General features: G+C 67.1%; 17 protein-coding genes. 7 read left to right on the forward strand and 10 right to left on the reverse strand.

Annotation, left to right across the window (positions count from 1 at the left end; translation table 11 throughout):
• Positions 1–299: 299 nt before the first annotated feature.
• The 5 genes from CD928_RS07690 to CD928_RS07710 form a co-directional block, all read right to left on the reverse strand.
• Positions 300–1,490, reverse strand: coding sequence for an IS91 family transposase (locus CD928_RS07690; protein ID WP_095386527.1), 1,191 nt, complete (start codon positions 1,488–1,490; stop codon positions 300–302).
• 5 nt (positions 1,491–1,495) lie between these two features.
• Entirely contained in the window at positions 1,496–2,404 is a 909-nt protein-coding gene (locus CD928_RS07695; RefSeq protein WP_095386528.1) for a site-specific integrase, read from the reverse strand.
• Positions 2,405–2,892: 488 nt separating this feature from the next.
• Positions 2,893–4,179 carry an MFS transporter gene (locus CD928_RS07700; RefSeq protein ID WP_095386529.1) on the reverse strand — a complete coding sequence of 429 codons (1,287 nt, stop codon included), beginning with the start codon at positions 4,177–4,179 and terminating at the stop codon, positions 2,893–2,895.
• Positions 4,176–6,284 carry a molybdopterin-dependent oxidoreductase gene (locus CD928_RS07705; RefSeq protein WP_095386530.1) on the reverse strand — a complete coding sequence of 703 codons (2,109 nt, stop codon included), beginning with the start codon at positions 6,282–6,284 and terminating at the stop codon, positions 4,176–4,178. Before CD928_RS07705 ends, CD928_RS07700 begins: the two co-directional genes overlap by 4 nt.
• A 70-nt stretch (positions 6,285–6,354) precedes the next feature.
• Positions 6,355–8,661, reverse strand: coding sequence for an arylsulfatase (locus tag CD928_RS07710; RefSeq protein WP_176473502.1), 2,307 nt, complete (start codon positions 8,659–8,661; stop codon positions 6,355–6,357).
• A 107-nt stretch (positions 8,662–8,768) separates the two neighbouring features.
• Here CD928_RS07710 and CD928_RS07715 point away from each other — a divergent pair, with 107 nt between their 5' ends.
• Positions 8,769–9,914: an aromatic ring-hydroxylating dioxygenase subunit alpha gene (locus CD928_RS07715; protein ID WP_176473503.1), complete on the forward strand. Its 1,146-nt coding sequence runs from the start codon at positions 8,769–8,771 to the stop codon at positions 9,912–9,914.
• A gap of 25 nt (positions 9,915–9,939) precedes the next feature.
• On the forward strand, positions 9,940–11,478 hold the full coding sequence (locus tag CD928_RS07720) for a class I adenylate-forming enzyme family protein (protein ID WP_095386533.1): 1,539 nt from the start codon (positions 9,940–9,942) through the stop codon (positions 11,476–11,478).
• A gap of 46 nt (positions 11,479–11,524) precedes the next feature.
• On the opposite strand, the gene CD928_RS07725 is transcribed toward CD928_RS07720, so the two are convergent.
• Entirely contained in the window at positions 11,525–13,156 is a 1,632-nt protein-coding gene (locus CD928_RS07725; RefSeq protein WP_176473504.1) for a tannase/feruloyl esterase family alpha/beta hydrolase, read from the reverse strand.
• Positions 13,157–13,357: 201 nt separating this feature from the next.
• On the opposite strand from CD928_RS07725, the gene CD928_RS07730 reads away from it, so the two are divergent.
• The 4 genes from CD928_RS07730 to CD928_RS07745 all read left to right on the forward strand — a co-directional run bounded on the left by CD928_RS07730 (position 13,358) and on the right by CD928_RS07745 (position 18,710).
• A complete protein-coding gene (locus tag CD928_RS07730; protein WP_176473505.1) occupies positions 13,358–13,981 on the forward strand; it encodes a TetR/AcrR family transcriptional regulator in 624 nt (207 codons plus the stop codon).
• Positions 13,982–14,322: 341 nt separating this feature from the next.
• The gene (locus CD928_RS07735; protein ID WP_095386536.1) at positions 14,323–16,695 is read left to right on the forward strand and encodes a TonB-dependent receptor; all 2,373 of its coding nucleotides are present in this window, start codon (positions 14,323–14,325) and stop codon (positions 16,693–16,695) included.
• A gap of 112 nt (positions 16,696–16,807) precedes the next feature.
• On the forward strand, positions 16,808–17,545 hold the full coding sequence (locus CD928_RS07740; RefSeq protein ID WP_176473506.1) for a cysteine hydrolase family protein: 738 nt from the start codon (positions 16,808–16,810) through the stop codon (positions 17,543–17,545).
• The gene (locus tag CD928_RS07745; protein ID WP_095386538.1) at positions 17,535–18,710 is read left to right on the forward strand and encodes a CaiB/BaiF CoA-transferase family protein; all 1,176 of its coding nucleotides are present in this window, start codon (positions 17,535–17,537) and stop codon (positions 18,708–18,710) included. The genes CD928_RS07740 and CD928_RS07745 overlap by 11 nt, the downstream gene beginning before the upstream one ends.
• A 4-nt stretch (positions 18,711–18,714) precedes the next feature.
• On the opposite strand, the gene CD928_RS07750 is transcribed toward CD928_RS07745, so the two are convergent.
• Positions 18,715–19,920: an aromatic ring-hydroxylating dioxygenase subunit alpha gene (locus CD928_RS07750; protein ID WP_176473507.1), complete on the reverse strand. Its 1,206-nt coding sequence runs from the start codon at positions 19,918–19,920 to the stop codon at positions 18,715–18,717.
• A gap of 163 nt (positions 19,921–20,083) precedes the next feature.
• Here CD928_RS07750 and CD928_RS07755 point away from each other — a divergent pair, with 163 nt between their 5' ends.
• Positions 20,084–21,685, forward strand: coding sequence for an AMP-binding protein (locus CD928_RS07755; protein WP_095386540.1), 1,602 nt, complete (start codon positions 20,084–20,086; stop codon positions 21,683–21,685).
• Here the strand turns inward: CD928_RS07755 and CD928_RS07760 are convergent.
• The 3 genes from CD928_RS07760 to CD928_RS07770 form a co-directional block, all read right to left on the reverse strand.
• Positions 21,663–23,264, reverse strand: coding sequence for an AMP-binding protein (locus CD928_RS07760; protein ID WP_095386541.1), 1,602 nt, complete (start codon positions 23,262–23,264; stop codon positions 21,663–21,665). The genes CD928_RS07755 and CD928_RS07760 overlap by 23 nt on opposite strands.
• A gap of 20 nt (positions 23,265–23,284) precedes the next feature.
• Positions 23,285–24,061 carry a DUF2889 domain-containing protein gene (locus CD928_RS07765; protein WP_095386542.1) on the reverse strand — a complete coding sequence of 259 codons (777 nt, stop codon included), beginning with the start codon at positions 24,059–24,061 and terminating at the stop codon, positions 23,285–23,287.
• A gap of 147 nt (positions 24,062–24,208) precedes the next feature.
• Complete coding sequence (locus CD928_RS07770; RefSeq protein WP_176473508.1) at positions 24,209–24,817, reverse strand: TetR/AcrR family transcriptional regulator; 609 nt, start codon at positions 24,815–24,817, stop codon at positions 24,209–24,211.
• Positions 24,818–24,832 lie beyond the last annotated feature (15 nt).

A 24,832-nucleotide genomic window follows, 5' to 3' on the forward strand; every position in this document is an offset into this window, starting at 1 on the left:
CGTTGAGAGTTTCGGACGCCGCTAGGCGTCGGAAAGTCTTCGATGCCCGAACCGCGGTGGTCATGAGCTAAGCTATGGGGAAAGCTGTTTTGGTCTGATTGTGGGGAAGCCAGGTGCTGCCGAAAAGCGGACGTGCACGATAGCGGACCGTCTGGATATGGGTCGCAAAAGCGGACGTGGAAAAGCGGACGGGCCGATTTTGCGGTTCCGGCGTCTGCTTTTGGGCAGCGCCGGCGCGAGCGGATCCACTTCCAGGCGCGGGTCTGCCCTGGATCGTGTCTGCGCGAGGCCGTGCCGGATCACGGCGCAGGTGTCTCGGATGAGGCCGCCGGCTGGGGCGGCGCGCGAGGCTGATAGCGGCGCTCGAAGACCTCGATGATGATCATCGTACCGCCGCAGCACGGACAGGTCGGTCGGGGCTCTGCATCGTCGGTCGGTTCCTCGGTCGGCGAAGGTGCGACGTTGAGCAGGCGGCGGGCGCGTTCGAGATGATCCTTGCGGTGTGCGCTGGCGAGCAGGCCATAGTGACGGATGCGGTGGAACCCGCGCGGCAGGGCGTGGAGGAGGAAGCGGCGGATGAACTCGTCCGCGCCGAGGGTCATGACCTGCTGCCGTCCGGCACCGGCCTTGCGGTAGTCCTTGTAGCGGAAAGTGACCCCGGCCTCGTCGAACCGGAGGAGCCGGCTGTTCGAGATGGCGACCCGATGGGTGTAGCGCGCGAGGTAAGCGAGCACGGCCTCGGGCCCGGCGAACGGGGCCTTGGCATAAACGACCCMGCGCTTTTTGCGGACCGGCGAGAGGTGCCGCAGGAATGCGCGTCGTTCGGCGAGATGCGTAATGCTGCCAAAGAAGGCGAGCTTGCCGGCATCGTGCAGCGCGCGAAGGCGGGTCAGGAACAGCCGGCGGAACAGGGCGCCGAGCACGCGGACCGGCAGCAGGAAGGCCGGGCGTGCTGATATCCAGCGTGTCCCATCGCGCGAGATGCCGCCGCCCGGCACGATCATGTGGATGTGGGGATGATGGGTGAGCGCTGAGCCCCAGGTATGGAGGACGGCGGTGATGCCGATCCGGGCGCCGAGGTGCTTCGGGTCGGCGGCGATGGTCAGCATCGTATCGGCCGCCGCCTTGAACAGCAGGTCATAGACGAGCGCCTTGTTGTAATAGGCGATCGCGGCGACCTCGGCAGGCAGGGTGAACACGACATGGAAATAGCCGACCGGGAGCAGATCAGCCTCGCGGGCCTCGAGCCAGCTGCGCGCCGCGACGCCCTGGCACTTAGGGCAGTGGCGGTTGCGGCAGCTGTTATAGGCGATCCGCCAGTGCCCGCAGTCGGGACAGGCTTCGACGTGCCCGCCGAGCGCGGCGGTGCGGCAATGTTCGATCGCCGACATGATCTTGAGCTGGTGCAGGCTCAGATGCCCGGCATGGGCAGCGCGATAGGCAGGTCCAGCATCGCGGAAGATGTCGGCAACCTCGAGTGAGGCGCGCATCGGCCTCAGCCGTCGGGCGCCTCTTCGCTCGGCGATGCGAGCGCGAGCCTGTCGAGCGGGCTGACGATCGAGCGAACGGTCTTGGTGGCAACCTGCGTGTAGAAGGCGGTGGTGTTTAGCTTGGCGTGACCGAGCAGCGCCTGGATGACGCGGATATCGACGCCATCCTCGAGCAGGTGGGTGGCGAAGCTGTGGCGCAAGGTGTGCGGTCCGACGCGCTTGTCGATATCGGCGGCCTCCGCGGCTTCGACGACAACCCGGTAGAGCTGGCGGGTGCTGATCGGGACCGAGGCGCTCTGTCCGGGGAAGAGCCAGCCTTCGGGAAACAGCACGCCCTGCTGTCGTCCGGCGCGCCACCAGTCGCGCAGCAGCAGGAGCAGGCCTTCGGGCAGCATCGCGTTGCGGTACCGCTCGCCCTTGCCGCGCTCGATCCGCAGCAGCATCCGCTTGCTGTCGATATCGGTGACCTTCAGCGCCGATACCTCGGCGACGCGCAGCCCCGCGCCATAGGCGACCGACAGCGCAGCCTGATGCTTGAGGCAGCGCGTGGCATCGAGCAGCCGCTTCACCTCGGCCATGGTCAGAACGACCGGGATCTTGCGAACCTGCCTGGTGCGGATCAGCTTACGCGCGAGATCGGGGCGATCGAGGGTATGCGTGAAGAAGAACCTCAGCGCGCCGACGATGCTGTTCATCGTTGGTGCGGGGACGCCCGCCTGTTGCTGCTCGATCTGGAACTGCCGGATATCCTCGGCGCTCGCGGTATGCGGCGAGCGCCCGAGCCAGGTCGCGAACCGCCCGACGTCGCGAAGATAGTTGCGTTGCGTCTCCTTCGAGAAGCGGCGCATGGTCATATCGTCGATCAGCCGCTGGCGCAGCGGGCTGATCGGGCCAATCTGGATAAGCTCGTTCATCGTTCGACTCCTCTGTTGAAGGAGCCGAAAGGGTCTGCCTGCGGCAGCCCGCGTTCAATCAGGCGTGACGCTCGCTGGGGCGCTTTACATCGAGGCTAACGCCAATCCGCGGAGCGGTTCGTGCNCCAATCTGGATAAGCTCGTTCATCGTTCGACTCCTCTGTTGAAGGAGCCGAAAGGGTCTGCCTGCGGCAGCCCGCGTTCAATCAGGCGTGACGCTCGCTGGGGCGCTTTACATCGAGGCTAACGCCAATCCGCGGAGCGGTTCGTGCATCGGCCGGAACCGTGGCGAATTTCCAGCGCTGGCGCATCGGTATCAATCAGTTCACGCTTCTGGCAGCGGTGGTCTTTTGCCCAGCATGCCCTAGAGCGCGACAGCGAAACGGTATGGCTCATCTTCGCCGGTCGCGGTGCGCCACACACATGGGCGGGTTGCTGTGCCAGGGCGGCCCGCAAGCGGCATGGGTCGCCTGTCCCGGTCTTGGCGTCTAACCTGCCTGCTCGACCCTGCGATGGGCGGCCAACGCCCATAATATGAGCCCGACGGTCAGCGGGGCCGCGACCAGCGCCACGAGGGAAAGGCTCTGGCGGAGCGCGTCGGGGCCTTCGAACAGCGATTCGGACAGCCACGCCGACAGCGCCGGGCCGCAGGTCAGGCCGACGAGATTGCCGACCAGCACATAGAGCGACGTGATCTTGGCGCGCATGCGCGGCGGCGCGATATGCTGGATGATCAGCACCGCGAGTCCCCCGCCCGCGCCATAGCCGAAGGTCGCGACGGCGATGATCCCCGCGGCCGCACCGACGCTGCCCGCGAGCGGAAAGGCGGCGACCGCCGCATTGCCGAGGCCGAGGCCGATCGCAAGCGCGAGCACCGCCAGCGCCGGCCTCTTGCCGCGCACCGCCCAGGCGCTCACCGCGGGCCAGGCCGTCGCCGCGATCGCCGCCGCGATCACCCCGACGACGCCGAAGATTTCACCCGCCTCGGCGATCGACCGGCCATAGCTGCGGGTCAGCATCGTCGCGGTCCAAGCGATGAAGCTGTAGCTCGCGAGCGCCGACACGCCGAAGCTCAGATAGAAGGGAAGGTAGAAGCGCCAGTGGCGGCGCAAATAGGCGAAAGCGACCGCGACCGTCGTCTGATCGGCCTGGCCGGGCTCCTCGATCCGCGCGGGCTCGCGGACGGTCGCGAGCCAGAGCGGGCCGAGGACGAGGCCGGGAATGCCGACGAGCACCAGCGTCCATCGCCACGGGCTGAGGTCGGCGATGTGCGACAGACCAGTGGCGAGATCGAAGGCATAGGCGCCGATCAGGAAAGCGCCCGACGCCATCAAGGTCGACACCGCCATGAAGAGCCCCACCGGGAGCGCGCGGCGTTCGGGCGGGAACAGGTCGGCGACGATCGATACCGTCGCCGGCACCAGCACCGCCTCGCCGATCGCGACCCCGGCGCGCGTCAGCAGCAGCAGCTCGAAATTCGGCGCGAAGCCCGAGGCCAGGGTCGAAAGGCTCCAGACGATGACCCCGATGCCGACGATGCGGACGCGGGTGCCGCGGTCGATCAGATAGGCGACGGGCACCCCCGACAAGGCATAGAGCAGCCCGAAGCCGAGGCCGATCAGCAGCCCGATTTCGGTCGCGCCGATCCCCATCTCCGCGATGATCGGATCGGCGAGCAGCGCGACGATATAGCGATCGAGGTAGGACAGCGCCGCGATCAGGCAGAGCAGCCCGACGATGTACCAGGGCCGGCCGGCCCCCGGGTGCGACCTCATGCGGCGCGGACTTCGACGGGGAATCCCTCGAGCAGGCTCATCCCCGACACCTGTTCGGCCTGGTCGGGCGTCGCGGGGGTGATCGCGTTGAGATTGCGGCCGGGCAGGGCGTTCGCGCCGCGCCAGCCGCCGCCATGCCCCCAGCCGTGCGGATAGCCGACGCAGCCGGGGCGAACCTCGTCGGTCACCTCGGCGACGACCTCGATCGCCCCCCACTGCGTCGAAAGCGTCACCGGCATGCCGTCCTCGATCCGGCGCACCGCGGCGTCGGCGGGGTGGATCAGCAGTCGCGGCTCGTCCGACCGCACCAGCTTTTCGACATTGTGCATCCAGCTGTTGATCGAGCGGAGCTTGCGGATGTTGATGAGGCGCAGCGCGTCCGGTTCGGGCTCGGGTTCGCGGCGCAGGCGCGCGACCTCCTCGGCCGCGATATCGCCCCACAGGTGGATCTTGCCGTCGGCATGGCCGATGCGCTTTTCGAAATCGAACGCCCAGCGCCCGCGCTCGATCATCACGCCGTGCGGATTGGCTTTCAGCCTGGCGAGCGACAGGCCGTCCTGTCCCTCGATTCCCGCCTGCAGCGCGCCGTCGGCCATCTCGAACGGGGTCATGTTGCCGAAGGCGTCGCCTCGGCCCATGCGCGCCGCGAGGTCGCGCAATATCTCATATTCGCCGCGCGCCTCGCCCGCCGGGGGAAGCACGGCCGGAACATATTGCGCGAAGGGTCGCACCATATGGTTCATGAAGAACTGGTTGATGTCCTCGCGTTCGAGCGCGGTCGTCGCGGGCAGGATATAATGGGCGTGCCGCGACGTCTCGGTCATATAGAGGTCGATCGACACCATCAGGTCGAGCGTCGCGAACCCCTCGGGCAGGCGCGGGCCCCCGGGCATCGACAGCACGGGGTTGGCGCCGACGGTCAGCAGCGACCGGATCTGGCCCTCGCCGGGGGTCGTCATCTCTTCGAGGAAGGTCAGGCTGGCCTGCGTTCCCCAGACCGAAGCCTGGCCGCTGACGCGCGAGCTGTGCCGCTTGTGGCGCGCCTGGCCCGGCCCCTTGGCCTGCGCCTCGGTCGCGGTGCCGCCATGGCCCCAGCCGACCCCGCCGGGCCGATGGAACTTGCCGCCGACGAGGTTGAGCAGGTGGAGGAAATAGTTGGTGAGCGTCGAATAGCTCGCGCGGCAGATGCCGATGCGGCCCATGGCGGCGGCGCGCGGCGCGGCGGCGAAATCGCGCGCGAGCGTCCGTATCGCGTCGGCCTCGACGCCGCAGCGCGGGGCGGCGAGTTCGGGCGTGATCCAGCCGATCGCCGCCGCCAGTTCGTCGCGGCCGGCGCCATAGGCGTCGAGGAAGGCCCGGTCCTCGAGCCCCTCGCCCAGAATGGTGTTCAGCATCGCGCCGAGCAGCCAGACGTCGCCCGCGGGGATGATCGAGACATGTTCGAACTTGCGCGCGGTCTCGGTGCGGCGCGGGTCGACGACGATCACGCGGCCGCGCTCGGCGATCGCGTCCAGATCCTCCTTGAAGCGCGGCGCGATCATCAGCGATCCGTGGCTGACCAGCGGGTTCGAGCCGAAGATCAGCAGATGCTCGCACTGCGCGAGGTCGGGAAAGACGAACGCATGGGTGCCGAAGATGAGCTCGGTCGCGAGAACCACCGAGGTGATGTCTTCGGAAGAGGGGGTGAACAGCTTGGTGCATTCGAGCGCGCGCTGGAACAGGTAATTGCCCATCGAGCTCGGCCAGCCCATGCTCGGCGGATTGCCGGTGTTCATCGCGAAGCTCTGCGGCCCGTGGCGCTCGATCGACGCCGACAGCCGCGCGGCGATGTCGTTCAGCGCCTCGTCCCAGCCGACGGGCGCGAACTCGCCGGGACCGCCGACGCGCTTCAGCGGCCGGGTGACGCGATCAGGATCGGCGGTGACGTCGGCCAGAGCGGGTCCCTTGACGCAGATGTGGCCGCGCGAATGCGGATTGTCGCGATCGGGGCGAACCTTGACGATCCGTCCGCCCTCGACCGTCGCGACCATGCCGCACAGCGCCTCGCAGACGCGACAATAGGTCACATGGTCGCCGTCGGCTCCGGGTATCGTCGTGAAAGCCATGGTCGTTCCATCCTTTAACGGCGGCGGCCTGCGAGAATATCTAGTTGACCTAGATAATCAAGGCCCACCGCTATCTGGGCGCCGGCGTGCCGATGCGCACGTCGATGGCGTCGATCCGCCCTTCGAACACGCCCGACGTGCGGCCGTCGGCGAGCGGCCCGGTCCCGGTGTCGCGGCCGAGATCGAAGGTCTCGCCGGGCGAGAAGGACAGGCGGGGCAGCGCGCCCTTGATCGGCCCGCTCGCCAGTTCCACGCCGTCGGCGGTCAGCCGCACGAAGGCGTCGCTGTCGCTCCGCCGCTCGAAATGCAACACGAGGGTCGCGGGACCGCGGCGCAGCGCCCGGTCGGCGGCGACCTCGCTCAGCACCATGTCGAGGCCGCGATAGGCGAAGACCGGCCGCCCTTCGCGCAGGAAGAGCGCGAAGCCGCCATATCGCCCGCCGATCGCCGCGATCGTGCCGTCGGCGCCCGCGGTCAGGTCGAGCTTCGTCTCGATCGTGAAGCTGTTCGACTGGACGGGCGGGGCCAGCGCCTCGGGAATCCGGGCGCTTGCGCCCCTGTAGCGCCACAGATTGCCGCGGCGTGCCATGTCGGCGGCGAGCACCTTGCGCACCGTGCCCCAGGCGTCGCTGGTGTTGGTCAGCGGGAAGACATTGTTGGCCTTCGCCTCGCGGTCGAACAGCCGGCGCATCTCCATCAGCTTGCGCGGCTGCGCGGCGGCGAGATCATGCTGCTCGCCGGGGTCGGAGGCGAGGTCGTACAATTCCCAATTCGCGTCGCCGAACGCCGGCTGGTTCATGAAATCCCACACGTCGAGCCGGTGCGGGACCACCGCCTTCCACCCGTTCGCGTAGATCGACCGGTTGCCGTACATCTCGTAATATTGGACGGGGTGGCGGCTCGGCGCGGCGGGCGCGGCGAAGCTGTAGGCCATGCTGACGCCGTCGAAACTCATCTGCCTTTCGCCGTTGACCGTGGCGGCGGGCGCGATGCCCGCGGCGTCGAGGATCGTCGGCGCGAGATCGGTGACGTGCTGATACTGGCCGCGCAGTTCGCCGCGCGCGGCGATCCCCTTGGGCCACGACAGGATCAGCGGCACGCGCGTCCCGCCCTCATAGGCGGTCTGCTTGTAGAAGCGGAACGGCGTGTTGCCCGCGACGGCCCAGCCCATCGCATAATGGGGATAGGTCGAGGGGCCGCCCCAGTCGTCGTAGCGGCGGAGATTTTCCTCGAGCGTCGCGAAATAGGCATTGGCGAAATAATGTTCGCTGAAAGTGCCCGCCGGCGCGCCCTCGGCGCTGGCGCCATTGTCGGCGGTGACGACGACAATGGTATTGTCGAGCTCGCCGCGCGCCTCGAGCGCGTCGAGGATGCGGCCGAACTGCTCGTCGGCGTGACTGAGCTGCGCCGCGAAGGCCTCCATCTGCCGGGCGAACAGCTTCTGTTCGCCGCGGCTTAGTTCGGCCCAGGGCTTCATGCCGGCGGGCCGCGGCGGTAGCGCCATGTCGGCGGGAACAAGGCCGAGCTGTTTCTGCCGGTCGAGAATCCGCTGCGCGGCGACGTCCCAGCCCGCGTCGAAGCGGCCCTTGTAATGGTCGCGCCACCGCTGCGGGGCGTGGTGCGGCGCATGGACCGCGCCGGTCGCCCAATACATCAGGAAGGGCCGGTGCGGATCGGTGGCGTCGCGCGTGCCGATCCAATCGATCGCCTTGTCGGCCATGTCGGCGCTCAGATGATAGTCGGCGCGGGGCGGAAGATCGACCGGTTGGTGGTCGGCCCACAGCGTGGGCCGGAAATTATCCGAGTCGAAGGCGAGGAAGCCATAGTAGCGATCGAAGCCCTGGCCGCTCGGCCAGTAGGTAAAGGGCCCGGCGGCCGACGCGTCGGCCTGCGGCAGATGGTCCCATTTGCCGATCGCGTAGGTGACATAGCCCGACTGGCGCATATTTTCCGCGACGGTGCCCGCGGCGCGCGGGACCAGGGCGTCCTGCCCCGGAAAGCCGACCGCGATCGCCGAATGGCCGCCGATATGGACGCGGTGCGAATTGCGGCCGGTGAGCAGCGCCGCGCGACTCGCCGAGCAGATCGGCGTCGTGTGATAATTGGTGTAACGCAGGCCCCGCTGCGCGACGCGGTCGATATTGGGGGTCTCGATCAGGCCCCCATAGCTGCCGAGCTGGCCGAAGCCCATGTCGTCGATCACCCAGACCAGAATGTTCGGCGCCCCCGCGGGCGCGGTCTGCCGGACGATCGGCCCGGGCCGGGATTCCTGGAAAGTGCGGCCGATCACCGGAGCCGCGGCGGGTGCCGCCTCCGCCGCCGATGCGCCCGCCAGCGCCAAGACGCCGATAGCGGCGACCATGCTAAGCCCGTTCATTCCCATCCCATGCCCATCCTGTCGATCGTTTCCCGGATGCTTGACGATGTACTATATATGACTTACAAACTTCGTAAAGTGTAAATATCATGAGAGCGAGGCAGGGGATGAAAATCGAACTCGACACCATCTATGGCCGCATCGTCGACCATCTTCGGAACGGCACCACCGATGCGGCGGCCGGCGTGCTCGAAGTCCCCGCCCATCATTTCACCGACCCCGGCCACCTGGCGCGCGAGCTCGCGGTCTTCCGCCGCCTCCCGCTCGCGGTCGCGACCAGCCGGGAGATCCCCGATAGCGGCAGCTTCGTCACGCGCGACATATTGGGCATTCCGCTGTTGATCGTGCGGCAGAAGGACGGCGGCGTCGGTGTCTTTCGCAACATGTGCCGGCATCGCGGCGGCAAGGTCGAGCAGGAGGAGAAGGGCAGGAAACCCTTCTTCGTCTGCGCCTATCACGGCTGGAGCTTCGCCCGCGACGGCAGCCTGCGCGGGATTCCCTTCGACGAGCAATATGGCGCGTTCGACCGGGGATGCCGCAATCTTTTCGCGGTCGAGGCCGAGGAGCGGCACGGCCTGATCTGGGCCCGGCTGGAGGCTTCGGAAGACGGAGGTGTCGCCGATTTCCTGGGCGAGGCCGACGAGCGGCTGGCGGCTTACGGCATCGACGGGCTGACGGTGTTCATGGAGCAGAAGATCGACCTCGCGATCAACTGGAAGCTGGTGATGGACGGCGCGATCGACGTCCTCCACCCGCAGTTCCTGCATGCCGAAGGGGTGGGCAAACTGATCCAGACCGGCGCGGCGGTCTGGCTCGACCTCGGGCGCCACGGGCAATCCTATTCGGCGCGCAAGCGGCTGGCGCGCAAGCTGAAGGCCGGCGAGCCGATCGAGGCGGGGTGGCGCTACCTGACCGGCAATCTGATGATCTTTCCGAACATGAGCGTCATCCCGACGCCCGACCATCTGGAGCATTGGACGGTGTGGCCGCACCTGACCGACCCCGGCCGCTGCCACGTCCATATCCGCTTCCTGACCGATCCCGAGCGCCTGACCGACGAGGTCGCGGCGCGCATCAACCGGAGCTGGGAGATTTTGCGGCAGGCCGCGACCGAGGAGGACTTTCCGATGGAGGAGATGATCCAGGCCAATGCCGCGGCGATGCCCGGGGCGGACTTCCTCTATGGCGCCAACGAGGTGCCGACGCAGCACCTGCATATCCAGATGGCGCGCGAGCTGGCCGCGCTGGGCTGACGCGCGGACGGTGGGGAGAGACTGTATGAACATCGCCGAACTCGTTCGCTATTGGGCGCGCTGGCGGCCCGGCCACACCGCCGTCATCACCGACGACGTGCGGACGAGCTGGGCCGAGTTCGATGCGCGGAGCGACGCGATCGCTCGCGGTCTGCGCGCGGCGGGGGTGTCGAAGGGCGACCGGGTCGGGATGCACCTCGACAACCGGATCGAGGCGCCGCTGCTGACGATCGCTTGCCTCAAGCTCGGCGCGATCCTCGTGCCGCTCAATTTCAAGCTGACCGGCGGCGAGATATTGCCGCTGCTCGAGGACGCCGACTGCAAGATCGTGGTCAGCCAGGCGCGCTATCTGCCGCAGCTCGAGCTCGCGGCGGCCAGGCTGCCCTTCGCGATCTACAGCATCGACGGCCGCGACGTGCCGGCCTTTTCCAGGCTTTCGATCGACACCGGCGCGGTGCCGACCGAGGCGGTCGGGCTCGGCGATCCGGGCTTCATCTGCTATACCTCGGGGACCACGGGCCGTCAGAAGGGCGCGCTGCTGACGCACGGCGGCGCGATGTATCCGGGCTTTGCCAAGAATATCGCCGAGGGGTTGAGCTGGCGCGATTCGATCATGGTCGCGGTGCCGTTCGTCTTCACCGGCGCGATCATTTCCTGCTTCATCCAGTTCGCCGTGAATGCCGGCGGGGCGATGGTTCTCGAATCGGATTTCGACATCGACCGCTATCTCGGCGTGATCGAGAAACATCGCGTCAGCGCCGCGACGACGGTGCCGGTGGTCTGGGAGCGGCTGATGCGATCGCCCGGCTTCGCGGCGGCCGACCTGTCGAGCATGGTGTCGGCGGCGGCGGGCGGCGCGCCGGTCAGCATCGACCTGATCGAAGCCTATCGCGCCAAGGGCGTCTCGCTGATCCAGTCCTATGGCCTGACCGAAGCCTCGGGCCTCGCCGCGACGATGCACGGCGAGGATGCGATGGCGCATATCGGCTGGGCCGGCCGGCCGATCATGGGGAGCGCGATGAAGATCGGCGACGCCGACGGGCGGGCGCTCGAACCCGGCGAGGTCGGCGAGATCATGGTGCGGGGCCCGCACGTCATGCGCGAATATTGGCGCAATCCCGAAGCCACCGCCGCGACGATCGTCGACGGCTGGCTGCGCACGGGCGACACCGGCACGATGGACGAGGACGGCTTCGTCAAGATCGTCGACCGGTCGAAGGACATGATCATATCGGGCGGCATCAACGTCTACCCCGCCGAGATCGAGAAAATCCTCGCCGCCAACCCGCACATCGGCGAGCTGGCGGTGATCGGGGTTCCCGACAGCGAATGGGGCGAGGTGCCGATGATCGTCGCCAGCGGCGCGCGCGACCGGGCGGCCGCGATGACGGCCTTCGAATGCGACGGGGCGGCCGGGCTCGCGCCCTTCAAGCGGCCGCGCCGCGTCGTCTTCATCGACGATCCGCTGCCGCGGACCCTGTCGGGGAAAGTGTCCAAGCCGTCGCTGCGCGGCCGCTTTCCCGCGGTTCCGCCCGAAGCCGGAATCCTGTTCGGGAAAAGGTGACAAGAACCCGCCGGGCGGCCACGGCCGCGCGGCGGGCTCCGCCCCCTTATCGCGACAGCCGTCCCGCGCAGCGCCAGTTGCGGGCATCGCGAACGTCGCTTCCCGCCGCTCCGGTGAATTGCGCGACAGCGGGAAGCGCGCAGATGCGATAGCTGCGCGGCGTGGGCGCCTCGGGCGCATCGGCGGGTTTCCGCGTGCTCATGCCCGACACATACATGGCGGTGTTGGAGGTCGAGTTGAGCTCGAGCGCATAGGGGCGGTTCGACATCAGGATCTCGGCCGGCCGGCGGCCCTCCTCGACCCAGCGCTGCATCGCTTCGAGCAGGGCGGGCGAAACGTCGGTCGGCGATCCTTCGCCGCCGCGGCAATGGAACATGCCCGGCACCAGAAAGCCCTGGAAGAAGTCCTGGCTGGCGGCGCCGTACCGCGCCCGGACGCCCGCGCTGTAGTCGGCGGTATAGGCAGGCGGGATCGCTTCGTCGGACGCCCCCGCCCACATCATCAGCTTGCCGCCGCCGCGCGCCATCGCGTCCAGATGCGCGGGGTCATAGCCATAGCCGCCGACGCGGTCCCAGATCGCCCTTTCGGCTTCGCGCGCCCGGGGGTCGGCGAAGTCCATCTGCGTCAGCGCGTCATAATCCTCGCCGCGCAGCGCCTTCATGCTGAGGACGGTCGAGCCGAACAGCGGCGGGCGCGTCGCGGCGTCCCACGGCGGCGGCGTGGTGCCGAGGCCGATCGGCCCGAGCAGCGACGGATTGGCGAGCCAATAGCCGGGGGCCGAAACCTCCGATCCCTCGATCGCGGGGAGCCCCCTCGCGAGCAGTTCGAGGGTCGAATATTGCGCGTCGCTCAGAAAGGGAAAGAGGTCGCGCGTCAGGCGAACCCGCGTCGGATCCCAGATCAGCCCGTCGCGCGCGCCGTCGGTGCCGTCGAAGCGCTCCATGATGACCTGGCCGACGCGGGTCATCTCCGCCGGCGAGATCCAGCGCGCCGGAGCGCGCGCGACATGCTGCGCGATAGCGGCCCAGAAGGTCTGGACATAGGCGCTGCTCGGCGCGCCGCCGACGATGAAGCCGTCGGCGTCGGCGGGGTAGCGTTCGGCCTCCATCAGCGTGCTGACCCCGCCGCCCGAGCAGCCCATGATATAGCGCGGCATTCGCGCGCGCGCATAATAGCCGCGCGCGATCGCCTGCGTCGCGACCGCCGCGACGTGCGCGCCGCGGTGGGCATAATCCTCGGATCGGCCTGGGTCGGCGCGGAAGGACATGTCGAGCGCGCCGGTCGAATGCGATCCCTTGTCGGTCGTCGCGACCGCATAGCCGGCACGGATATGTTCACGCGACGGGTTGACGATATAGCCCGCCGAGCCGCCGGGAATGACCATCAGATAGCGGCCGTTCCAGCGCTGCGGCAGCGCGATCATGAAGCCGACCTCGTTCGGCCCCGGATCGTCGGTGCGGACGATGCCGTCGACGCGGCAATAGGGGGCGGGATCGGTGAAGGGGCGGGCCGAGCGGATCTCGACATCCTCGCCGGCCCAGTTCATCGCCGCGGCGGAACAGGCGGCCGCGGCTTCGCCCGGCGTGGCCGCCGGCGCAGCATCGGGCGCCGCGACCGCGGGAGCCATCGAGAGAAGAAGTGTCGCGCTCGCCAGAGCCAGAAAATTTCGCTGTCGCATGTCCATCGCTCTCCCCTCGATCGCCTCTCGGGCCTCGTCAGAAACAGGATGTTTCAAATAACAAATAATGATAAATGTAAACACCGAAGATTCGCGAGGCGACCCGGAGATGAGGCTTCGAAGCGGAAACCGATGGGCGGGAGTCGCTGGTAAATGGCCCCCTCGGGCGGTAATCGGAAGGGGGCGGCATGGGGAAAGACATTGGATATTTCGACGGGCGATAAGGGCGTGGTCCTGCCGGACATCGGGGTGACGGGGGCCAGGATCGTCGACGGCGCCCGCCGCTGCTTCGAGCGATACGGCATCCAGAAGACGACGATCGAGGATATCGCCAAGGCGGCGGGAGTCTCGCGCCCGACCGTCTATAAATTCTTCGGCGGCAAGATGGAGATCGTCGACTATATCGGCTTCGGCGAACTCGACAAGATTCAAGAGGCGGTTCGCGCGCGGGTCAAGCGTCAGGCGAACTTCGCCGACATGACGACCGAGGCCATCGTCGCCTCGGTGCTGGTGGCGAGCGAGAATCCCTATATCCGCCGCTTCGTCGAGGATCTCGAAACGGCGGCCAATGCCCAACTGCCGTCGAGCCCCTATCAGCTGCAGGCCCGGCATCGCTGGGAGTCGATCCTGAAAAGAGCGCAGGCGAGCGGCGAGATCGCCGCCGACCTCGAGATCGGCGATGTCGTCGGCTGGCTTTCGCGCAACCAGGTCATGCTGCTGCGAACCGTCGAGCAGTTCGGCGGTCAGGAAGATCGCCTGCGCTATCTCGTGCGCCGCTTCGTCGTCGAGCCTCTGCTTGCCAATCGGGCAATGACGTCAAGCTGATTCCCTACGGGTCGCGGATGCGAACAGCCGAGGGACCGCGCCGCTGGCGCGGCGAACGCGAAACCGCGGCGCCCGGCCTTCTCACCCAATATCATCGGAATTTCGGTGCATTTTCAGCGGGAAATGCGCGTCCGTCGCCTTGGCTCTGCCGGCCATGGGGTTTGCGCAAAATCGCATAATTGACATTTTATTGATTTTGTTGTTTGTAATTTTCAGTGGGAGAGACGCTCGATCGAAACGAGCCGCCGGCACAGGCTGGTCGTTTTCAAAAATGGCTCCTCCCGCGACGAAGGACTGCGCGGCGCTCCCCAGAATCGAGCGCCGCAAAATGGGAGGATGTTATGCGGGTTGCGTACAAGCTGGCCACATGCTGGACGGCCATTGCGGTGTCGGCGGTTTCGATCCCGGCGATGGCGCAGGAGAGCGGCGGGGAGGCGAACGAGATCGTCGTCACCGCCCAGAAGCGCGACGAGCGCTTGCAGGACGTGCCGATCGCGGTGTCGGCCTTTACGCCTGATCAGCTCCAGCAAAGCGGCGTCTCCGACGTATTGGAGCTGGCATCCGTCACCCCGTCGTTGCTGATCACCGAGGGATCGAGCGCGGCGCAGCCCTATATTCGCGGCGTTGGCGGCCGCAACATCACCCCGGGTAACGAAGCGACGACCGCCGTCTATGTCGATGGCGTCTATCAGACCGACAAGACGGGCATCCTGCTTCAGGGTTTCCCCGACGTGCAGTCGGTGCAGGTCTTGCGCGGCCCGCAGGGAACCCTGTTCGGGCGCAACGCGACGTCGGGCGCGATCCTGGTCACCACGAAAAAGCCGGACACCGAATTCGGCGGCATGCTCGAAGGCACCTATGGCACCGATGAGGAGAGCGCCCGGGGTTTCGTGACGGGCGGCCTGTCGGACACGCTGGCGCTCAGCGTCAGCGGCTTCTACCGCAACGAGCGTCCCTATATCCGCAACCGCACCCAGGCGCTGAACGGCGCCGGAAAATATGTCGGCGGCGACCAGAGCTTTGGCGTTCGCGGGAACATGGTTTGGGAAGCCACGCCCGATTTCACCGCGACTCTGTCGGGCTATTATTCGAAGGGCGAAACCAACGCCGTGGTCGCGCTGCAGCCGATCCTGGGCGAAACCACGACGACCGGCCAAGTGGCATCGGGGATCGACATTTCGCGACCCGAACGTTCCTATTACGGCGAGATCGATCCCGAAGTCCGTTTCCAGGGCTATGGCGCCTCGCTGACGCTCGACGCCGATGTCGGGCCGGTCAACATCAAGTCGATCTCGGCCTACAGCCACAGCACCTCGGGCGTCGAATATGATCTCGACGGTTCGCCGGCGCCGGTCTTCTGGTTCGATACCGCGCTGAAAGGACGGAGCTATCAGCAGGAAATCGACATCACGTCGATGAATGACGGCCCGTTCCAGTGGATTCTCGGCGGTTTCTATCTCAACTATCGCGACGGCTATGCGGGTCTCGACCAATATGTCGGCCTGCCGGTGCCCGCGACGCTGCGGCCGCACACGGTTCCGCAGGCGTTGCTCGACCGTTCGGCTGCCGGCGCCGGCCCGACTTCGGGGCTGGCCTATATCGACCAGAGCGCGTTCGTGACCGTCAAATCGCTCGGCCTCTTCGGCGAAGCATCGTACGAGTTCAGCGATGCCGCCAAATTGACGCTGGGCCTGCGCTATACCGACGAAAAGCATGTGCTGGACAAGGACAATGCCGGCACGACCTATGTGCCCGACGGCACCGGCGGCGTGATTGCGATCCCCAGCAATTCGGCGGCAATCTGTGCCGCCAACCCGGATTGCAAGGGCATGAGCGCACCTTTCTCCGAACTGACCTATCGCGCCGTTTTCGACTATAAGTTCAGCGACGATGTCATGGGTTATCTGAGCTACAACCGCGGCTTCAAGAGCGGGGTCTATAATATCTCGTCGATCCCCAACGTCATCCCGACGCAGCCGGAAACGATCGATGCGTTCGAGGCCGGGCTGAAGACGACGCTGTTCGACCGCAAGCTGACCTTCAACGCCGCGGCCTATTATTACAAATACGACAATCTGCAGGTTCCGATCGTCGACCCGGTCACCAACACGCAGCAGTCGATCAACGCGGCCAAGGCGACGATCTCGGGCCTCGAGATCGAAGCCGCCTACCGCCCCAACGATCGTTTCTCGCTGTCGACGGGTTTCGCGACCTTCTTCAAGTCGGAATATGACAGCTTCAAAAACTGCGCCATCTATCGGCGCCGGGCCTCGGGCCTCGCGGTTCCGCCCAATGCGGATTGTTCGGGTTTCGACCTGCCCGCGACGCCCGACATCACCGTCAGCGTCCAGGCCAATTACGACATTCCGCTGGCCAATGGCGGGAAGTTCGAGCTCAGCGGCCTGTTCAGCTATGTCGACGCGTTCGACCATGCGACCTATGGCGCCTATCCGGCGGGCGGCACGGGAGCCGGCGCCTATCCGGCGGGCATCGGGCGCGCACCGGTCCAGAAGGCGACCGAGACGCTCAACCTGTCGGCGACCTTCCACGCGCCCGACGATGCCTTCTACGTGTCGGTGTGGGGCAAGGATCTGTTCAACCAGAACGACGTCTTCCGCAACGTGTCGACGACCTCCTTTGGCTATTATTCGGTGCTGTCGCGCGGGATTACCGGCGGCGTCACGATAGGGACCAAGTTCGGGTCGCAGCGATAAGGACCATGCCGCCGCGGCTGCACGCGGCGGCATGACCGGCCCCGGGCGCGCAACGGCTCTCCCCGCACGCGCGCCTCGGGTGCCGAGGCCCAGTGGCAGAAGGAGACAGGTTTTGAACCAGCCGGCGAAACCCCGTGGCGCCTTGCCCCCCGACCTGTCCTCGCGGTGGTATAATGCGCGGAACTATGTGCCCGGCGATCAGTGGCGCGATTTCGACCCGCGCCGGACGGCGCTGGTCCTCGTCGACCTGATCAACTGGCAGACCGACCCCGACGGCCCCTCGATCGCTTCGATTCGCGCCACGGGGAACGACGCGGGCGCCGATTATCTGCTCGGGCGCTGCGACGCGCTGATCTTTCCCCATTTGCGCGCGCTGCTGCCGCGCGCACGGCGCGCCGGGGTGCGCGTCGTCCACGCGCGGCTGGCGAGCCGCCACCCCGACGGCGCCGATATCGTGCCGGCGCTGCGACCCTATGTGTGCGAGGCGGGGGCCTTCGACGGCTCCGCGGCCGCCGCGCCTATCGCCGAGGTCGGCGACGAGCCCGGCGACCTGTCGGTGGTCAAGTCGGGATCGGGGGCGTTCGGCGGCACCGAGCTCGACTTCCTGCTCCGCCGCGAGGGCATCGACACGATCCTCTACGCCGGCGTCGTCACCACCGCCTGCGTGCTGCTCAGCGTCGCGGCGGGGTTCGATCTTGGCTATCGCCAATATCTGCTCGCCGATTGCACCGGCGCGCTGTCCGATCGCGATCAGGAGGACGCCGAACGGCTGATCGGCACCTATCTTGCGGAGGTGGTGTCGACCGCCGACGCGCTCGCTGCGCTGGAGGCCGGATCGCATGCCCTATGATTTCCTGACCGACCTGCTGGTGGTCGAGGTGTCGCACTTCGGCCCCGACGCGCTCGGCGGCCGGCTCGCCGACATGGGCGCGCGGGTGATCAAGGTCGAGGACCCCGACGGCGGCGATCCCGTCCGCCGCGCGGGTCCCTGGTCGGTCGGCGAGCCGACCGGCTTTTCCTATCTCCACCTGCGCTGGAACCGGGGCAAGGAAAGCGTGGTGATCGACCTTGCGACCGAGGTGGGGAAGCAGGATTTCCTGAAGCTCGCGGCGAAGGCCGACGTCGTCATCGAAGGGATGCGCGCGGGCGTGATGGCGCGGCTCGGGCTCGGCTACGACGCGCTGAAGGCCGCGAACCCCGCGATCGTCTTCTGCTCGCTCTCGGGGCTCGGCGAGACCGGTCCCTATGCGAAGCTCGCCTCGCACGGTCCCTCCTTCGACGCCTATGGCGGGCTTGGCACGCCGACCGGCGACAGCATCTCGCGCTACGACGGGCCGCAGGCGCCGTCGATCGGCATGTATGCCTATGGCCTCGAAGCCGCCTTCGCGGTGGTGTCGGCGGTCCACCGCGCGCGCCGCACCGGCGAAGGCGCCGCGATCGAAGTCGCCGCCGCCGACTGCGCGGCGCACTGGCTGCCCGAAGCGCTCGACCCGCTGCTCAATCCGGAGGTCAGCTTCACGCGCCCCGGCTTCTTCGACGCCGACGGGAAGATGCGTTTCTGGGCGCGGATGGAAAATTACCGCTGCCGCGACGGCGGGCTAATCTTCCTGATGACCTTCACCGACAAGAGCTGGCGTGCGCTGCTGCGGGTCATCGGACGGCCCGATCTGGGCGAGATCTACGAACGGACCCCGCAGACGGGGCATGAGGACGCGGAGGTCAATGCCGCGCTGATCCCGATCTTCGCGACACGCGACCGGGACGACTGGCTCGCCGATTTCGCGCGCGAGAACGTTGCCGCGATGCCGGTCAACAGCTTTGCCGATGTGATCGCCGACCCGCATTTCCGGGCGCGCGACAACAGCTATGCCGTGCCGCTGCCCGACGGGCGGACGCTGACCCTGACCTCGACCGCGATCCACGTCGGCGGCCAGTCGTTCGCGATGCCGCTGGCGCCCGAATTCGGGCAGGACGACGCGAAGGTCCGCGCCGAGTTCGGGCTCGGCGCGGACTGATCGATCAGCCGCGCGCGGCCCGCGCCGCCATCGGGACCACCGATCCGCCCGCCATGACGCGGTCGTAGCTGCGGTGAAATTGCTGGTTGATCACCTCGTTGTGCGCGAGCAGCATCGTGCCGGTGTTCGGCATGTTGGCCGATCGCTGGATGCTGTCGCCGATCGGGACGTCCTCGTTCAGGATGGCGGCGGCGGCGATATCCCAGTTCTTGTCGAGGATGCCGCGCCCCTTTTCGTCATAATCGCCCGCCGCCTTGGGCGTCAGGAACCGCATGTGGACCCGCGAACGCCCGGGATTGTGGACGTCCTGGTACATCGTCCAGAATTCGACGTGATGCGGATGGAGCTGGATCGAGACGTTCGGAAAGACCATGTTGCCATAGACGACATAGGGGTCGAGGTCGTGGGCGCCGGGCTCGCTGTCCAGGATTTCGTCGATCTTGCGGCGCGGCGTGGTGGTGACCGCATGGTCGCCGGTTCCCTCGACCCGCGCCATGATGTTCATGTAGAAATAGGGGCGGATCGTCGGTCCGTGCACCCATTGGACATGATAGCCGTCGGTCAGGCCATCGACCATGATCTTCCAGTTCTGGGCGAAGTCGAAGATTTCCTCGCGATAGAAATATTGCCGGTCGAGGCCATAGCCGGCGAGGACGCCGTCCATCACGGGGCCGAGGTGCGCGGCGACGTCGATCGAGCCTTCGGGATTCTCGACGATCCAGACGAAGCCGTGCCGTTCCTCGCACGGCAGCTCGATCAGGTTGCGCTGGGGACAGGGCAGATCGAGGCCGAGCGTGCTCTTGAAGGTCAGGCCGATCAGCTGGCCTTCGTTGGTGTAGGTCCAGCCGTGATAGGGGCAGGAAAAGCGCCCCTGCTTGCCGCTCGCCTGTGTGACGAGCGTCGCGCCGCGGTGGCGGCACATGTTGAGGAAAGCCCGCACCTTGCCGTCTTTGCCGCGCGTCACCAGCGCCTCGCTGCGGTTGAGCTTCACGGTCGCATAGCTGCCCGCTTCGGGAAGCTGCGACGCGTGGAGCGCCATCATCGGATAATGTTCGAAGATCCTTTCGCGCTCGGCGAGCGCGATCTCGGGGTCCGAATAGACCGAGAGGCTGTATTCATAGGTCTCCGCGATCATGTCGGTCGTGCTCTCGCGGATATGGCCGAACAGCTTTTCCGCGACCTGGCGATTATGCTCGGGGCTCAGATACATTCGCTTCTCCGCAACGACGGGGGTCTGGCGCGACGTGCGCAGCCGCATTTCTATTTACACATATTTGCTATTGTAAACACAAAAATCGCATATAGAAAGGCTTTAATGAAACGCGCGATTTACGCGCGTCTCGGACGAACAACATAAACGCGCTGGGAGAATCATGGTCGACACGCTGCAGCAGCCCGCCGTCCCCGTCCTGATCCGTGAGCGGGCGCGGGCGCGACCCTCCGACCCCTTCATCGCGGACGTGGCGGGCGGGGCGATGACGGTCGGCGAATTCCATGCCGCGGCGGTGCGCGTCGCCGACGCGATGGCCTCGATCGGCGTCGCGCGCGGCGAATGCGTCGCGACGATGCTCGATCCGAGCCTGCCCGCCTATTGCACCTGGATCGGCCTCAGCTGGCGCGGCGCGCTCGAAGTGCCGATCAATCCCGAATATAAGGGCAATCTGCTCGCTTATGCGCTCGAGGATTGCCAGGCGCGCGTGCTCGTCACCAGCAATGCGTGCGTGCCGCAGGTCAACGCCATTCGCGACCGGCTCGCGTCGCTCGAACGCATCATCACGATCGACGATGCGGTCTGCGACAGCGCGATCCCGATCGCCACGCTTGCCGAGGTCGAGGCCGACGCGCCGGCGGTGGAGCACGCCGAGCCCCAGCTCGCCGACACCAACGCCGTCATCTACACCTCGGGGACGACCGGGCCGTCGAAGGGCGTCCTGCAGGCCTGGGGGTCGATCCAGCAGGTCCAGCATAATTTCAGCGGCGAAGTGATCGATCCCGACCAGGTCCCGGTCTATTATTCGCCGTGGCCGATCTTCCACGCCTCGGGGCGCGTCGGCCTCGTCTTCGCCGCGGTGCGCGGCGGGCAGGTGGCGTTCCGCAGCCGCTTTTCGGTCAGCCATTATTGGGCGGACGTGCGCAGGTTCGGCTGCACCCACACCCAGTTGATGGGCATCGCCGGTTTTCTGATGAACGCCCCGCGCGCGCCCGACGATGCCGACAACCCGCTGCAATGGGTGCTGATGAACCCGGTCATCCCCGATTTCCGCGATTTCGAGGAGCGCTTCGGGGTCAGGGTCACGACCGGCTGGGGGATGACCGAAATCGGTTTTCCGCTCAACGCCTCGGGGCTTCCGAACCACCAGACCTGCGGCAGGCTGTCGCCGCTCTACGAGGTGCGCATCGTCGATGGCGAGGGGCGCGATCTGCCCGACGGCGAGGCGGGCGAGCTGCTGATCCGCGGCAAGGCGCCCTTCCTGATCACCCGGGGCTATCTGAACAAGCCCGAGGCCAATGCGCGGGCGTGGCGCGACGGCTGGTATGCGACCGGCGATATTCTGCGCCGCGATGCCGACGGCTTCTTCTATTTCGTCGACCGCGCGAAGGACTATCTGCGGGTTCGCGGCAACAATGTCTCCTCGATCGAGCTCGAGGGCGAGGTGCGCGCGCATCCCGCGGTCGCCGATGTCGCGGCACTCGGCGTCCCGGCGGCCGAGGTTCCCGCGCAACCTGGGTCGGCGCGCGCCAGCGAGGACGAGATCAAGATCGTCGTGCAGCTGAACGCGGGGGCGACGCTCGGCGAGGCCGAGCTCGCCGACTATCTCGCCGAACGGCTGCCGCGCTACATGGTCCCGCGCTTCGTCGAGCTGGTGGCGGAAATGCCGCGGACGCCGACCGGCAAGATCCAGAAGGCGCAGCTTCGCGGGGCGCTGCTGACCCCCGCGACCTGGGACCGCCTCAGCCGATCCGTTCCCGCCTGAGCCTGATCCCCGCCGCCTCGCGGTCCCATGTGTCCGCGGTGACGCCCTCGTCGCGCAGCGAATATTTCTGGATCTTCTGCGTCGGCGTGCGCGGCAGGTCGGGCATGATGCGGATGTAGCGCGGCACCATATAATGGGGGAGGCGCTGGACGAGGAATTCGGTCAGCGCGACGGGTTCGATGGCATGACCCTCGGCGGGCATGATGCACGCCATGACCTCATCCTCGGTCTTGTCGCTCTGCACCCCGATCGCGGCGGCTTCCTTGACGCCCGGAAAGGCGCGGATTTCCTGTTCGACCTCGAAGGCCGAGATATTCTCGCCGCGCCGCCGGATCGCGTCCTTTCGCCGGTCGACGAAGAAATAGTCGCCGTCGGCGTCGCGGCGCAGCAGGTCGCCGGTATGCAGCCAGCCGTTGCGCCAGGTCTCGGCGGTGGCCTCCGGATTCTTGTAATATCCGGTGAACATCGTCCAGGGCTGGTCGCAGCGGATGATCGCTTCGCCCACTTCGCCCTCGGGAACCTCGATGTCGTGCTCGTCGACGAGGCGGATATGCTGGCCGGCGCGCAGCCGGCCGGCGACGCCGATCTTGTCGGGGTCGAGCGGGCTCTGGATCGGGTTGGCGAGTTCGGTCATGCTGTAGGCGGCGAAGGCGCCGACGCCGAAGCGCGCGGTGAAGGCCTTGACGTCCTGCGTGTAGGGGACCGCGCTCACCGACCGGAGGCTGTGGTTGCGGTCGTCGTCCGACGGGGGGACGCTGAGCAGGAAGGGGATCATCGCGCCGAGCAGCGTCGTCGTGTTGACCTGATGATCGCGCACGATCTGCCAGAACTGGTCGGTCTTGAAGGATTCGACGAGCACGACCGACCCGGCGTTCGACAATTGGCCGTAGAGGCAGCCGAAGCCGCCCGAATGGAAGATCGGCAGATGCGCGAGATGCCGGTGCTCGCGCCCGATCATGTCGGGCATGGCCTCGTGATAGAAGGTCCACATGTGCGCGTAGGAGCAGAGCACCGCCTTCGACGGGCCCGTGGTGCCCGAGGTGAAGATGATCGCCATATCGTCCCACGGCGCGAGCGGGCGGTCGAGGTCGCCGGCGTGGCCGGGCTCGGTCAGACAGGCCTCATCGTAGAGTTCCAGTCCGTCCACCGGATCGGCGTCGCCGCCGACCACGATCAGCTTTTCGAGCAGGCCGCGATCGACATCGGCGAGCCGCGGCAGGAGGTCGCGGTGGACCAGCCCGACGCGGGCATCGGCGAGCCACAGCACATGCCGGAGCAGGCTGCCGCGATAGGCGAGGTTCGCGGGCACGAACACGCCGCCGAGCATATGGGTGCCGAGCCAGGCGCGAACCGCGGCTGCCCCGTTGGGGAGCCAGTTGAAGACATGGTCGCCCTGCCGCACGCCCAGCCGCCGCAGCGCCGCCGCCGCCCGGTGCGCCTGTTCGAGCGTCTCGGCGAAGGTCCATTCGCTGCGGTCCTGGAAGCGGATGAAGAGATCGTCGGGGTGGGTGCGCGCGCGCTGTTCGAGCAGATGGCGGACGACGGCCTGCTCGCTGGAGGGAAAAGGCATCTGGGGCATGGGCATCTTTCCGGATATCGTCAGGCGAAGGGGAAACGGGCCGCATCCTCGCGGCGGAGGCCGGGGCGCGCATTGGCGAGGCGGAGCGAGCCGGCGTAGCGTTCGGGCTGCGAGCCGAAGCAGGTCGCCGGCGGCGGGCCCGAAAGCGCGCCCGCCGCGCCATAATATCGCGCGATGTCGAGCTTCTGGCCGCGCCCGACGAAGGCGGCGCGCTGGATGAGGAACATCCGCTCATAGTCCTCCGCCGCCAATCGCTCACCGGCCCAGCGCGCGAAACCGGCGAGCAGCGGGGCGCCGGCATAGTGCGACGGAGACAGGATCTGGAAATCGGCGTCGACCGCGATCTCGGCGATCGTCGCGCCGTCGGCGATGAGCCGGATCGGCTGCGCGGCCTCCAGCGTGTCGGGGATGACGACCTCGTAGCGTCGGTCGGGCCGCCGCCGCGCGGCGTGGACGGCGGCGAGCCGTAGCGTGTCGAACATATGGGTGCATTGCAGCCCCGCATCGACCAGTGGCCAGCGGATGCGCAGATCGTCGATCAGCGGCAGCCCGGCGAGGCCCTGCAGCGCGGTGCCGGCGCCCGCGCAGCTCGTCAGCGGATGGCGCTCCCACCGTGCCTCGACCGCGCGAAGCGAGGTCTCGTCATGGCGCATCACCAGCGCGAGCGCGTGGAACGGATCCTCCATCACCGCCTCGATCCGGTCGGGGGCGAGGCGGCGAAAGACGGTCGAGCGGACGAAATAGCCGTCGCCATAGGCGGGATTGGCGCGCATGCGGTCCGCCGGATCGTCGATCATAGGCTCGGTCGGCCTCCATCCCGTCCATTTTTTGGGCCGCGCACGGCCTTGGATATCCCGTCGATATGTTACTATTTAATCGATTGACTAACAAACCTTGTCAGCTTGCGGGATTCGCGTCAAGGCCGCGCTCGACGCGCTGGGATGCTAACGGGCCTCGCTGCCCGCGAGCAGCGGCTGGACGATGAAGCGGCGGATGAAGCGCCGCTGCTGCGCGTCGTCGAGCGCGGGCGACGCGACCTGGAGCATCAGCATCGATTGCGCGCGCGCCAGCCAATAGATGATCTCGTCGATCGTCAGGTCGGTGGCGATCTCGCCGCGCGCCATCGCCTGTTCGAACAAATTGGCCCACCAGGTCCGCTGCAACTGTTGCATCAGGCTGCTCGGCGAGATGACGGCCTGCTGGAATTCGATGCTTTCGACCATGCGGCGGATATAGATATTTTCGTTCGCCAGCCGGACGACGAGCAGCAGCGTATCGGCGAGGAAGTCGGCGAAATCGTCCGACCGCACCAGCCGCCGCCGCACCTCCGAATTGACCTTCCAGGTCTCGCGCACCGAAATCTCGTCGAGGATCGCGTCCTTGCTCGGATAATATTTATAGACGGTGGGGCGTGATACCTTCGCCCGGCTCGCGATATTCTCGATCGTCGTCTTGGCGATGCCATATTGCTCGAAACAGTCATAGGCGGCGCGCAGGATGCGCTCCTGCGTCGATTCCTCGTCCGTCCGGGTCCCGGCTGGCCCGCTCGCCATGATCATCCGTTCCTG

This window comes from Sphingopyxis sp. GW247-27LB, assembly GCF_002277025.1.
In the GTDB taxonomy this organism is placed as follows: Bacteria; Pseudomonadota; Alphaproteobacteria; order Sphingomonadales; family Sphingomonadaceae; genus Sphingopyxis.

Coding starts and splice junctions, on each gene's coding strand:
- CD928_RS07695 (WP_095386528.1), bottom strand. CDS start 2,404: ATGAACGAGCTTATCCAGATTGGCCCGATCAGCCCGCTGCGCCAGCGG.
- CD928_RS07700 (WP_095386529.1), bottom strand. CDS start 4,179: ATGAGGTCGCACCCGGGGGCCGGCCGGCCCTGGTACATCGTCGGGCTG.
- CD928_RS07705 (WP_095386530.1), bottom strand. CDS start 6,284: ATGGCTTTCACGACGATACCCGGAGCCGACGGCGACCATGTGACCTAT.
- CD928_RS07710 (WP_176473502.1), bottom strand. CDS start 8,661: ATGAACGGGCTTAGCATGGTCGCCGCTATCGGCGTCTTGGCGCTGGCG.
- CD928_RS07715 (WP_176473503.1), top strand. CDS start 8,769: ATGAAAATCGAACTCGACACCATCTATGGCCGCATCGTCGACCATCTT.
- CD928_RS07720 (WP_095386533.1), top strand. CDS start 9,940: ATGAACATCGCCGAACTCGTTCGCTATTGGGCGCGCTGGCGGCCCGGC.
- CD928_RS07725 (WP_176473504.1), bottom strand. CDS start 13,156: ATGCGACAGCGAAATTTTCTGGCTCTGGCGAGCGCGACACTTCTTCTC.
- CD928_RS07735 (WP_095386536.1), top strand. CDS start 14,323: ATGCGGGTTGCGTACAAGCTGGCCACATGCTGGACGGCCATTGCGGTG.
- CD928_RS07745 (WP_095386538.1), top strand. CDS start 17,535: ATGCCCTATGATTTCCTGACCGACCTGCTGGTGGTCGAGGTGTCGCAC.
- CD928_RS07750 (WP_176473507.1), bottom strand. CDS start 19,920: ATGTATCTGAGCCCCGAGCATAATCGCCAGGTCGCGGAAAAGCTGTTC.
- CD928_RS07755 (WP_095386540.1), top strand. CDS start 20,084: ATGGTCGACACGCTGCAGCAGCCCGCCGTCCCCGTCCTGATCCGTGAG.
- CD928_RS07760 (WP_095386541.1), bottom strand. CDS start 23,264: ATGCCCCAGATGCCTTTTCCCTCCAGCGAGCAGGCCGTCGTCCGCCAT.
- CD928_RS07765 (WP_095386542.1), bottom strand. CDS start 24,061: ATGATCGACGATCCGGCGGACCGCATGCGCGCCAATCCCGCCTATGGC.
- CD928_RS07770 (WP_176473508.1), bottom strand. CDS start 24,817: ATGGCGAGCGGGCCAGCCGGGACCCGGACGGACGAGGAATCGACGCAG.